Genomic DNA, 12,497 nt, shown 5'->3' on the forward strand with positions numbered 1-12,497 from the left:
TCCACCGCGGTAGGTGCAGCCGCGAACTCTTCCGCCATTGGATCCACCGCTGTGGGAAACAGCTCAATGGCCACTGGAGCAAACGCCAGTGCCTTTGGCACTGAAACTCATGCATCCGGAGAAGATTCAGTTGCTGTGGGCACGGATTCAATAGCCGCACAAACAGAAGCAACAGCCTTGGGTGCTCACAGCCGGGCAACGGCCACGAATGCAACCGCACTCGGTGGTAGCAGCCAGGCTACCGCAGACAATTCCACGGCAAACGGCCAAGCCGCTGTTGCATCTGGCAGTGCCGCGACCGCATTGGGCGCGCTCTCAGAAGCCTCGGGAACAGCCTCTACCGCTGTGGGCGAGACGGCCACCGCATCTGGGGATTCATCCACAGCTGTGGGTTCTGGGGCAACAGGCTCCGGCAACAATGCCGCCGCTTTTGGCACAGACGCAGAAGCTTCCGGGCAAAGCTCGGTTGCTGTAGGTAACAGTTCGACCGCGCAAGGTGATAGAGCGACCCTTGTTGGCGCCAATGCAAATGCCAACGGTGATGGGGCATCGGCATTTGGCAACAACAGCAGTGCCAACGGTGAAAACAGTATCGCCATTGGTCAGAGCGCCAGCGCTCAGGCAGACGGTGCTACAACGCTGGGTAGCAATGCTTCCGCTACCGCGCCCAATACCACGGCAACCGGTCAGGGCGCTACTGCGTCTGGTAGTGCCGCAACCGCATTGGGTGCGCTCTCAGAAGCCTCGGGAACAGCCTCAACCGCTGTGGGCGAGACGGCCACGGCATCCGGGGAATCATCTGTTGCTGTGGGCGCTGGGGCTACAGGCTCCGGTAACAATGCTGCGGCATTCGGGCGCGGATCGCTCGCCTCAGGCGTCAACTCCGTGGCCGTTGGTCACAACTCGACGGCACAAGGTGAAAGAGCGACCCTTGTTGGTGCCAATGCAAATGCCAACGGAACGGGATCATCGGCATTTGGCAACAGTAGTAGCGCCAACGGCGAAAACAGTATTGCCATTGGTCAGAGCGCTAGCGCACAGGCAGCAGGTGCCACCACACTAGGTAGCGGCGCATCTGCTACCGCAAACAATTCCGTCGCACTTGGCGCAGGCTCTGTGGCGGATACGGCCAATACAGTATCCGTCGGGAGCGCGGGCTCCGAGCGCCGTATCACCAACCTCGCCGAAGGACAAAACGGTACTGACGGCGTCAATGTAAATCAACTGAACAGCGGTTTGACGGATACCCTCAATCAGGCAAATCAGTACACCGATAATTCGGTAAACACTCTCAACAACAGTCTGATGCAGAAGATTAGCGATGGCGACAAGAATACTCTGCAACAGGCGAATACCTATACCGACAACTCGGTCAATAGCGCGGTTAACCAAGCCAACCAAAAAGCAAAGCAACTAACCGACCAGCAAGGATTGATGTCTCAGCAGTATACCGATAGGAAAACCACCGATACCTTGCAGAAAGCCAATCAAAATGCCGCTCAGCGTGCTGCCAGTGCATTGCAAAGTGCCCGCAACCACGCCAATCAGGTGAGCCAGCAGACACTGCAACAGGCCAATACATACACTAATCAGCAGGTAGCCAACGGTACCCGCAATGCGGTGACGGAAGCGCACCGCTACACCGACAATCGCATCAACGAGATTGCCGGTTTCAACTTCCAGAACCTGCAGGAACTGAATGGACGAATGAATGGCTTTGATCGCCGCCTGGATCGCATGGACGACCGTGTGGATCGCATCGGTGCCATGGGCATCGCAATGCAGCAATCCGCAATCAATGCCGGCGGTGCGGAATGTAAAAACTGGCGCGACTGGAAAGAGTGCCGTGGACGTATTGCGGTGGGTGCCGGTTGGCTGAATGGTGAGAGTGCCGTATCCGTCGGTTACGGTCGTCCGCTGGGTGAAAACGGCCGCATCAGCTTCGGTGGTGCCTTCAGCGGTAACGATGCCGGCGGCGGTATCGGCTTTGGCTTCGACCTGTAATTACACCATTCTGCATATCAAGTACTAAAAGCCGGGACACTACTGTCCCGGCTTTTTCTTTTGTGCCACGCCCATTTACAATGGGCGTCACTTTGAGCTTTCGCTCACCCCAGAACAATAATCGATTTCCCGGGACGATACGCAAATGGACTTTCGCCTTCTCAAGCTTCCCCTGTGGTTGCTCGCCGGTACAGGGCTGGTACTGACCGGCTGCACCCTCGCGCACAAATTCTTCGAACCCAACATCACCCGCGAAAACATTACCGAAGTGCGCTACCTCGATCAGGGGTGGACCGAAGAAGACCGCCAGCTGTTTTACAACACACCCCAGGGCACCGAGCTACAGGGGCTGCATTTCGAGTGGTTGCAGGCGCTGGAGCTGCCCTTCTCCAAAGAAAAGCTCGCCAGCACCGAAAACATGCGTGGCTGGGGCTTTATCATCGACCCCACCTACAGCCCCAAATCTAACGCCGGCGCCGTATACCCCGTGGGTATGGGTAGCCATACCAACCCCGAAGATAACTCCGAGCGCCTGGACCTTGGCTGCGCCCTGTGCCATACCGGTGAGCTGCATTACAAAGGCACCGCGTTGCGGGTCGATGGCGGCCAGGCGATTCACGGGATGTCCACCAGTGACTTCGGTGAATTTATCCACTCCCTCGGTGCCACTACCGCCGAAATGCAGGTGAACCTGTTGAAGTGGAACCGCTTTGCCGATGCGATCGCCGGCGAGGACCGCGAGGCACGCGCACAACTGAAGCAGGATTTTTCCGCGTTCCGCCAGCGCTTTTTCGACTTCGCCCAGGGCCCGGGCAGGGGTGACAACTTCCCCACCACAGAGGGCCGCGGCCGCACCGATGCGGTGGGCCGTATTGGCAATGTGGTGTTTGGCTATAACCTCGGGATCGAAGAGAACTACAAGGAAGCGGATGCGCCGGTGAGTTACCCGTTTCTGTGGGACATCTGGCGATTCGACTGGGTGCAGTACACCGGCTTTACCAACCAGGCCATGGCCCGCAATGTGGGCGAAAGCCTCGGTGTGATGGCGCCGGTCAAACTGATCGACGACAACGGCGCGCTACTGCCGGACGGCGAATTCGGTCAGTCCACCATCGATGTGGAAGGCATGCAGTGCATCGAAACTACCTTGCGCAAACTGCGTCCACCCAAGTGGCCGGAAGACGTACTGGGCGAGATCAACACCGCCCGCGCCCGTGCGGGTAAGGAGTTGTTCGCCGATCAATGTGCCCACTGCCACGGCCCACACCCCACCAATCCCTACCAATGGACACTGGCCGCCGGTGATGGCGAAAACCCAGCCCGGCAACGGGACGTCAACTGGCAGTGGGATATGTCCGGCCAGGTCAGCTATGACGAATACAATCGTCCGGTGCGGGAAGATTGGCGGGAGTCCATCTGGGCGGTTCCGTGGATTGATGTGGAGGTCATTGGCACCGACCCGACCGCCGCAGAGAACTTTGTCAATCACACCTATGATCCAGGCCCCTTGGTTGCTGCAAACCCCGCAGACCCGGATGACGCGATCAATCGCCGCGTCAACGCCGGCGACGGTCTGCAATTGCTGATGAACCAGCTGGTGCCAGTACTGTATAAAAACCGCGGTATTTCCAGCGATGGCAACGGGATTGCGGACTACGACGGATTGAACGTGCCCTTCCGCATCGTCAACAGAGCCGCGTACAAAGCGCGCCCGCTACACGGTGTCTGGGCCACCCCGCCCTTCCTGCACAATGGCGCCATCCCCACGATTTACGACCTGCTTTCCCCCCGCGAGGCGCGCCCGGTGCGCTTCGGCGTTGGGCACCGGGAATACAACCCGCAGAAACTGGGTTACGTGACGGATTTGCGCCCGGGGAATTTCGAGTTTGATACCCGCGAAACTGGCAACAGCAACAGTGGCCACCAGTTTACCGATGCCGATGTACCCGGGCGCATCGGCCGGCGCTTCAAGGAGCACGAGCGCCTGGCACTGATTGAATACCTCAAGGTCATGGGCAACCCGGATTTCGCCGAACGCTTGGGCGGTGACCCGCAAAATTGGGACCAGTACCCCGAGCCTCCGGCGAGCGCCATCGGCGAACAGGCCTGCCAACCTTACCGCCCCCCCTACCGCCACGGTGCACCGCAGCTGGCAAGCCAGGAGGCCGACCAGTGAAATGGAAACTCTTACTGCTCAGTGCGATTACTTTTTGTGTACAGCCACTGATGGCGAGTGAGCAACCTGCGAAAATGCATTCGGAATCGCAGGCTTTGAAACTGAATACCCTCGGCATGGATATTTCCGAGGCTGAGCAGGCGGCAATCGTCTCCGCTATTCAATCAGCCTGGGAGATTTCTGCGGCGGCCCACAAACTCAACAGCCCGCGCTATGGCAATCACTATCGGCGGGACGCCCACGCCAAGGCCACCGGCTGCGTGCGGGCGGAATTTGAGATTAATGGCGATATCCCGGGCGAGTTTCGGCACTCGATCTTTTCCAACCCCGGGCGCAGCTACCAGGCCTGGATTCGCTTTTCCAATGGCGATATGCAGGTGCAACCGGATAGCAAAGGCGATGCCCGGGGCATGGCGGTAAAAGTGATGAACACCGGCGGTACACCGATTGCACCGGAGCTTGGCGAGTCAGGTTTGGCGAACCAGGACTTCATCATGACCAATACCCCGGCGTTTTTTAATCGCAATATCTACGATTACGCCGAGAATATGCAGCACCTGGCCAAGCTGGATCGCCGCGGTTGGTTTATCAGTGCATGGCCACCGCGCCTGCACTTAAAAGAACTGTGGCGAGCCTACCAGACGGTTTCCTCCACTATCGACACGCCCCTGGGCGAGCAATACTTTTCCATGCTGCCGTACCGGCTTGGAGAAAACCCGATCAAGTATTCCACCCGCCCCTGTGCCGGCAGCGACTACCCGAGTAGCGCCGAGCACTCGGAGAAGGGTGAGAATTTTCTTACGGAAAAAATGGTGGAGACACTGACGACTGGCAGTGCCTGTTTCGATTTTCTGGTGCAACCGCGCCTGGCGGACGCCAGCGAATCGGACATGCCATTGGATGACGGCACGGTGATCTGGGAGGAATCCCAATCGCCGTTTATCCCAGTGGCACGCATCCATATTCCACCACAGGAAATTACCGACGAGACCCAACAGACATTCTGCGAGAACCTGTCGATGAACCCCTGGCGGGGCGTGGGCGAATGGGAACCACTGGGCAGTCTGAACCGCGCGCGACGGCTGGTGTATCACGCGGTTTCAGAATACCGCCACCAGAAAAACCATGCACCGCAGCAGGAACCCGGCGACTGGTGTCTACCGGGCAGCGAGGTGCCCTGCTCCGAAACCCAGGGCCTCAGAATCCGCAAACCCCGCTGGCCGCTGCCGCGCTGTTTCGACGGGCAGTACCGCCCCGCAGATGGCAGTGCAACCAGCAGTGATTGCGGTGATTACCACCAAGCGAGAAATGACACCGCTGAGGCCAGCTACTGAATCACCCCACAGGCAATGCGCGCACCGCCGCCGCCCAGGGGTTTCGGCTGATCGGAATAGTTGTCGCCATGGGCGTGGACCATCAGCGCGCGGCCTTTCAGGTCTGAGGCTTTGAGCCTCGGCGCGAGTACCGGGGTCATCGCGTTGCCATCGTTATCCACGTACAGCGGAGGCAGGTCACCCAGGTGGCCATCGCCCCAGGGGAAGCCGTGCTTGCCGGTCTTGTTTGGGTCGTAATGGCTACCGGCCGCCAGCCCCGCCACCATATTTCCCTCTTTTTCCGCTGCTTCGCAGCTGCCGTTTTCGTGCAGGTGGAAGCCGTGTACACCGTTTGGCAGCCCCTTCAGATTGGGCGTAAATACCAGGCCATACGGGCTTTCGGAGATGGTAACCGTGCCCAGCATGGAGCCCACCCCCCTGCTGTCCAGCTTCAGCACACTGACCACGGTTTCAGCGCTGGCGGACACCGCCAACCCCATCAGGGCCGCGGCAAAACCACAGCGCAACCAACAATTTCGGATAATTCGGGACATAGAACTCCTCCACTACACGCCGACGGCCGCGAGCCTGCCGGCGGATAAATTCACGTCAACGAATACAGTGTAGAAGTATTTGGTAGAAATAAATGACCGCAAGGCCGGGCGGACGCACGGCCTTGCGGCCAAACAGACTCAGATGTTGAGAACCTGTTTGACAAAGGGAATGGTGATCTTACGCTGGGCCTGTAGCGACGCGCGGTCCAGCTGTTCCAGGCAGGCGAACAATGCGCGAGTATCACGCGGCGCCCGGTGCAGGATGTACTGGGCCACGTCTTCCGGCAGGTCGAAGCCCCGCAGGCGGCTGCGCTGACGCAGGGCAGAGACCTTGTCGGCATCGCTCAGGGGATGCAGCTGGAAGGTAAGCCCCCACTGCAAGCGGGAATGCAGATCGGCCAAATCCAGCTCAAGGCCCCTGGGCGACTTTCGCGCTCCCAGAATCAACTGGCGGCCACTGTCTCGCAGACGGTTGTAGAGATGAAACAGGGCTGTCTGCCAGTGCGGCCGCCCCTCGATCAGCTCCAGATCGTCAATACACACCAGGTCGAGATACTCCAACCCTTCGAGGATCACCTCCGGCTCGGCTTCAATCAGTTCTGACATCGGCAGATACTGAAAGCTGCGCCCGGCATTCTCCGCCACCTGGCAAACCGCCTGTAACAGATGTGTGACGCCGCCGCCGGGCTCGCCCCACAGGTAGACCGCTTGCTCCGCGTTGTCGCCACTGGCGAACGCCTGCAGCAGGCCGACTACCTGGCGATTGCCGTCGTCGGGAGACTGGAAAAAATTCGCGAAGGTGGCGTCGTCACGCAGGGAGACCCCCAGCGAGAGCTGCTGTGGCACACCACCAGATTGACTGCTATCAGACACGGATTACTGCCAGCTGTAACGCAACGGGTTCTGGGCGCTGCCAAGGGGGGCGCGGTAACCAGTCAGGTCCACCAGCCCATCGTCCTTGGCCAGCTGCAGATTGCGGTTCAGCGCCAGCACATCGCGCAGGGACTCCAGCTGGGTGCTGGTGGTCAGTGCCAGGGTCAGGCGGTCACCGTTCACCGCCAGCACGTCTGAACTGCTCACTTGTGCAAGCCCTTGCAGGTAGCTGGTGGCTTTGGAATAGTCTGCAAAGCTGCGAATACCGGAAATTTCCACCAGCACCGCGCTCGCCACGCCGGTGTCGTCGGTGCGCACCGCATAGCGCTCCGCGAGCTGATTGGCCGCTTCGTTGACCCCGCGCAGAGCGACTTCTTCCAGGGAAGCGCCACTGGCATCGAACGCATAGCTGCGGCCACCGTGTATGAGCAGCCAGTTGGCTTGCCAGCGCTGACCAGAGGTCTGCAACAGACGCCCCATCAGGGTGGCATCCGGGCGGTAGCGCACACCGGCGCGCTGGGCCGCCCCCTCGTCCTGGGCCCAGAGGGCACCAAGAGGCATATTGCGCTGGTCGTTGAGATCCATTACCGGGAAGTCCAGCGGCAGGCCACGCTCCATCGCCAGTCCGTCCAGCAGACCGAACAGTTCAGGGTAGTCTTCCTGGCGCAGGCTATCGCGGCCCCCCTGCAGGGTATCCACGGCCATCCACACCAGTGTTCCCGGGCGGTTGTTGGGCCACAGGGGCAGCTGCAACTGGTGTACCAGATCGTTGACCGCCTGGGGGTCAAAGGTCAGTTGCAGGTAGAGCTGATTGTCCTGCGTATCATAGCGATAGCCCTGCACGTACTTCTGCGCCTGCTTCAGTACTGGCGCCAGCTTGGGGTCGCTGCCCACGTTCTGATTGCCGGTTACCCGCACAAATACCCGCTCCAGGCCGCGGCTGGTGGCCGCCGCGCGGTCTGTGGTACCGCGGCTGGGCACCGCTTCGTTCACTTCGTACAGATCCGGCATCACCCGCGCCGATGTGGGCAGCGCCAGAAGCAGGGCCGCAAACAACAACGAGAAACAGAGCAGCACCCGGGGGTTCATGGTCAATGGCATTGGCTCGTAGTCCCCTTTACCTCTTATATATGTAGACAGATGCACATCCCTGCGCCGATTCACACCGGAGTTGGGGCTTGGAAGCCGCCGGAAATGGTGTGCTCAAGCGCCGAAGACGGGCCCCGGCGGTCAATTACCGGCTATTGTATCAGTGTCGGCTGTTTCTCCCAGCCTTCAGTTCGCACATTCATGCAATTTTCCACTAGAATACGCGCCCTTCCAAACAGGCCCTTTACAGGTTGAACCATGAGCGACTCTAAGCCGAACTCCTCCAGCCCCTCCCTCAGCTACAAAGACGCCGGTGTCGATATCGACGCAGGCAACGCTCTCGTTGAGCGCATCAAGCATGTGGCCAAGCGCACAGCGCGCCCGGAAGTGATGGGTGGCCTGGGCGGCTTTGGCGCCCTGTGCGAGCTGCCGAGCGGCTACAAACAGCCAGTTCTGGTCTCTGGCACCGATGGTGTCGGCACCAAGTTGCGCCTTGCGATGGATCTGGGAATCCACGACACCATCGGTATCGACCTGGTGGCCATGTGTGTCAATGATCTGGTGGTAGCCGGTGCCGAGCCACTGTTCTTCCTCGATTACTATGCCACCGGCAAGCTGAATGTGGATATCGCGGCCGATGTTGTGGCTGGTATCGGCAAAGGCTGCGAGCTGGCCGGCGCTGCTCTGGTCGGTGGTGAGACCGCCGAAATGCCAGGCATGTACGAAGGTGACGACTACGATCTGGCCGGCTTCTGTGTCGGCGTGGTGGAGAAGTCCGAGATTATCGACGGCTCCAAAGTCCAGGCCGGCGACAAGCTGATCGCCCTCGGCGCCTCCGGCCCCCACTCCAACGGCTACTCCCTGATCCGCAAGGTGCTCGAAATCAGCGGTGCCGACCTGCAGAAAGACCTGGACGGCAAAACCCTCGCCGAGTCCCTGATGGCACCCACACGCATCTATGTGAAAAGCCTGCTGTCGCTGATGAAAGAAGTTCAGGTCAATGCCCTGAGCCACATCACTGGTGGCGGCTTGCTGGAAAATCTGCCGCGGGTACTGCCTGAAAACGCCCGTGCGGTAATCGACACCAACAGCTGGGCACTGCCGCCAGTTTTCCGCTGGCTGCAAGAGGCCGGTAATATCGAAGGCCGCGAGATGTACCGCACCTTCAACTGCGGTGTGGGCATGGTGATCTGTGTGCCCGCCTCTGAAGCGGACAAGGCTGTCGCCAAACTCAAAGCGCTCGGCGAAGAAGCCTTTATTGTGGGCAGTATTGAAACAGCGACAGATTCCAGCGCTGAAGCGGTCGAGCTGCAGGGACTCTAAGCCGACGATGTCCACTCAATCTCCATTGGGGGCAGCTTCCCCCAAATGTCGTGTTGTTGTGCTGATTTCCGGCAGCGGCACCAACCTGCAAGCGTTTCTCGACGCCGCCGCTACCAGCGACTGCGACTACACCGTTGAAGCCGTCATCAGCAATAAAGCGGATGCCTACGGCCTCACACGCGCTCAGAACGCCGGTGTCCCCACCGACGTTCTGAGCCACCGTGATTTCCCCGATCGCGACAGTTTCGACCAGGCCATGGTAAAGCGCATCGACGCCCACCAGCCCGATCTGGTGATACTGGCGGGCTTCATGCGTATCCTCACTCCCGACTTCGTGCGCCACTACAGTGGCCGCATGTTGAACATTCACCCGTCTCTGTTGCCCAAGTACCAGGGCCTGCACACCCACCAGCGCGCGCTGGATGCCGGTGACAGCGAGCACGGGGCAACAGTACACTTTGTCACAGAAGAGCTGGATGGCGGCCCACCAGTACTACAGGCAGCAGTTCCGGTTGAGGCCGACGACACCGAAGCAACACTTTCACAACGTGTTCAGGTACTGGAACATAAGATGTACCCACTGGCCGCCAGTTGGTTTGCCCAGGGGCGGCTGAAGATGGCCGGCGATCGCGCCGAGCTGGATGGCGAACTGCTGCCCCGCAGCGGCAAACGTCTCGACTGACGGGCCGACTACACTTTCGGCCTGAATCATGGAATCAGAATTTCAGGCCGGAGGTGGCACCTTGTCCAACTACATACAGATCAAGCACGCACGCACCAAATCAGTAATTAGCTGCGCCCTCTTCTCTCTCCTTTTCGTTATGACAGTGGCACCACCCGCCCACGCTGAACCAGTTGCCGAAACCACATCGAGCTCCGCCAAGGTTCTGCTTCCCTTCTCCGCAACTTACGAAGCCGAATTCAGTGGCTTCGGTGTAACTGCAGAGCGCAAACTAAGCGGCACCCCTGCCAGCTGGCGGCTGGATTTTTCCGCCCACTCCATGTTCGCCAAAATCGAAGAGTACTCGCGCTTCGCCCAACGGGGCGAACAACTGGTACCCCAGCACTACGACTACCAGAAATCCGGCCTAGGCAAAGATCGCCATACCGCACTGAGCTTTGAAGACAACGCCCGTCGTGTGGTCAATATTTACGACAAGGCCCGCAGTATCGAGAAAGCCCCCGTGAATATTCAGGACAAGATCAGTTACCAGCTGCAATTGGCCATGGATGTCGCCAACAAAAAAACGCCGCTTCACTACAAAGTGGCCGACGGCAAAAAAATTCGTGAATATAAATTCCGCATCGCCGGAACCGAAAATATCAAAACGCCAATGGGCATGATCGAAACCGTCAAGGTGGAGCGCGTGCGTGAAGGGGATGCAGAGCGCGTCACCAATATCTGGTTTGCTCCTGAGTGGAATTACGCCCTGGTAAAGCTTATTCAGCAGGAAGATAATGGCAAAAGCTACCAAATCACCCTGACAAAACTCTCCATTGATGGCGAAGAAATCATCGCGAAGAATTAATTAGAAAAAATTTTTCACATCCTCCAAAAAATTTACGACAACCCGTAGATTTTTCCGCTACAGGCCACTATAAAGTCGTCGCATTCTCCCCGTGCGTAAAAATCGCACTGCTAGAATCAAGCTACTGGGAATTTGTTTGCTCGAAGCAAAAACTTTCTGGAAAAGCTTCTTCGCCAGTATTGGGCCATTTTCCCGCTGGCATATTTTTCAGCAATAGAGTGGGACCTCATGACTATCAAAAATTTGCGTAAAGCCGCATTAGCCACGGCGATCTGCTCCGTATGCGGCGGTGCTTTTTCCAGCGGTGCCCTAGCCGCGGGCTTTGCCCTTCAAGAATCCAGCACCTCTGGCCTCGGCCGCGCGTTTGCCGCGGAAAATGCCATTGGAGACAACGCCGCAATTCTCGCCCGCAACCCGGCCGGCTCAGCGCTGTTCAACGAAATGGCGTTCTCCGTGGGCGGAACCTACGTAAACCCGGAAATTGACGCGGCGGGTACAACAACCTACTTCTTCCAGGACCCGGCAACTGGCCAGCCGGCACAATTTTCGGTTTATGACGAAGCCGACGACTATGCCAGCAGCGCGTTTGTACCCAACGCCTACCTGGCAGTGCCCTTTGATGACTGCTGGTCGTTTGGTCTCGCGCTCAACACCGATTACGGCCTGGAAACAGATTTCGCTGGCGCCTGGCCAGTAACCCACATTGCCGACCAGACAGAACTGCTCAGCGTCAATATCGCTCCATCGGTGGCGTTTGACTGGAATAACCAGTTCAGCATCGGTGTTTCCGTGAACTTCCTGTATGCCGACGCCACACTGAACAGCAAGGTTCCAGCTGATTTCGCCCTCGCCCCCAACCTGTCCAACAACAAATTGCTGGATGCGGAAGGCGATGATTGGGACTATGGATGGAGTATCGGCGGCCTGTGGCGCAGTGTGGATGGTCGCACCCACATCGGCATTTCGTATCAGTCCGAACTGGATCCGGAAATTGACGCCGATGTCGATTCCGACTTCCTTCCGGACTTTAACAATTTGCCAAACACATTACACAATGAGCCGGCAAATCTGACCCTGGACCTCCCCGACACCTTCGAGCTTGGCATTTATCACCGCTTCAACAACGAATGGGGCGTAGCCTTCGGAGCCATGTGGACGGACTGGGATGACTTCGAACGCCTGGAAGCCTACTTCCCAGATCAGCCACCGAATGGAACCGTACCGGTCGACTACAACCCGCTGCTGATCAAAGAAGAGAATTTCAAAAGCGGATGGCGTTATAGCCTGGGCGTGGAGTACTACCCCTGTGAAGAAGTCACCTGGCGCGTAGGTTACGCCTACGACAACGGTGCCGCGCGTGATGGCCTCAATGAAGATGAGACTCTGGCCACCGGTTTTGATGTTACCTGGAGAACACTGTCTATCCCTGACGCAAGCCGAAACTGGGTAACTTTTGGCGGCACCTACGAGTTCAACAACAAAATGAGCATTGATGGTGGTCTGGCCTACCTGTGGGGTGATGATGAACCCATTCAGGAATTTACCAGCAACCCACTGCCCACCTACTTCGATGGCGGTACCACCAACCTGGAAGCGTGGCTCCTTGGTGCATCCCTGAACTACAGCTTCTGAAGCA

At 58.5% G+C, this 12,497-nt stretch carries 10 protein-coding genes and 1 pseudogene; 8 read left to right on the forward strand and 3 right to left on the reverse strand.

All coding sequences use genetic code 11. The features are described 5' to 3' along the window. Positions 1-66: 66 nt before the first annotated feature. From Q1A74_RS18460 to Q1A74_RS17745, 4 genes and pseudogenes are all read left to right on the forward strand, one after another. Positions 67-366, forward strand: a pseudogene (locus tag Q1A74_RS18460) (hypothetical protein); the annotation flags it as partial. A 21-nt stretch (positions 367-387) separates the two neighbouring features. Continuing rightward, on the forward strand, positions 388-2,004 hold the full coding sequence (locus Q1A74_RS17735; RefSeq protein ID WP_299599487.1) for a YadA-like family protein: 1,617 nt from the start codon (positions 388-390) through the stop codon (positions 2,002-2,004). Positions 2,005-2,149: 145 nt separating this feature from the next. Continuing rightward, positions 2,150-4,180 (forward strand): di-heme-cytochrome C peroxidase, encoded by a 2,031-nt coding sequence (locus tag Q1A74_RS17740; protein WP_299599489.1) that lies wholly within the window; start codon positions 2,150-2,152, stop codon positions 4,178-4,180. Beyond that, a complete protein-coding gene (locus Q1A74_RS17745) occupies positions 4,177-5,514 on the forward strand; it encodes a catalase family protein (protein WP_299599491.1) in 1,338 nt (445 codons plus the stop codon). The genes Q1A74_RS17740 and Q1A74_RS17745 overlap by 4 nt, the downstream gene beginning before the upstream one ends. Here the strand turns inward: Q1A74_RS17745 and sodC are convergent. The 3 genes from sodC to Q1A74_RS17760 form a co-directional block, all read right to left on the reverse strand. Further along, positions 5,508-6,047, reverse strand: a complete 540-nt coding sequence (gene sodC / locus Q1A74_RS17750) for a superoxide dismutase [Cu-Zn] SodC (protein WP_299599493.1) — start codon at positions 6,045-6,047, stop codon at positions 5,508-5,510. The genes Q1A74_RS17745 and sodC overlap by 7 nt on opposite strands. Before the next feature lie 138 nt (positions 6,048-6,185). Beyond that, a complete protein-coding gene (gene hda, locus Q1A74_RS17755; protein WP_299599494.1) occupies positions 6,186-6,920 on the reverse strand; it encodes a DnaA regulatory inactivator Hda in 735 nt (244 codons plus the stop codon). Positions 6,921-6,923: 3 nt separating this feature from the next. Continuing rightward, on the reverse strand, positions 6,924-8,021 hold the full coding sequence (locus tag Q1A74_RS17760) for a DUF2066 domain-containing protein (RefSeq protein WP_299599496.1): 1,098 nt from the start codon (positions 8,019-8,021) through the stop codon (positions 6,924-6,926). Between the two features lie 246 nt (positions 8,022-8,267). Between Q1A74_RS17760 and purM the strand changes: the two genes are divergently transcribed. From purM to Q1A74_RS17780, 4 genes are all read left to right on the forward strand, one after another. After that, a complete protein-coding gene (purM, locus tag Q1A74_RS17765) occupies positions 8,268-9,332 on the forward strand; it encodes a phosphoribosylformylglycinamidine cyclo-ligase (RefSeq protein ID WP_299599498.1) in 1,065 nt (354 codons plus the stop codon). 7 nt (positions 9,333-9,339) lie between these two features. Continuing rightward, positions 9,340-10,014 carry a phosphoribosylglycinamide formyltransferase gene (purN, locus tag Q1A74_RS17770; protein ID WP_299599500.1) on the forward strand — a complete coding sequence of 225 codons (675 nt, stop codon included), beginning with the start codon at positions 9,340-9,342 and terminating at the stop codon, positions 10,012-10,014. A 61-nt stretch (positions 10,015-10,075) separates the two neighbouring features. Further along, positions 10,076-10,861 (forward strand): DUF3108 domain-containing protein, encoded by a 786-nt coding sequence (locus Q1A74_RS17775; protein WP_299599502.1) that lies wholly within the window; start codon positions 10,076-10,078, stop codon positions 10,859-10,861. A 228-nt stretch (positions 10,862-11,089) separates the two neighbouring features. Beyond that, complete coding sequence (locus Q1A74_RS17780; RefSeq protein ID WP_299599504.1) at positions 11,090-12,493, forward strand: OmpP1/FadL family transporter; 1,404 nt, start codon at positions 11,090-11,092, stop codon at positions 12,491-12,493. Positions 12,494-12,497: the final 4 nt, after the last annotated feature.

The sequence above is a fragment of the uncultured Microbulbifer sp. genome, assembly GCF_947504145.1.
GTDB lineage: Bacteria > Pseudomonadota > Gammaproteobacteria > Pseudomonadales > Cellvibrionaceae > Microbulbifer.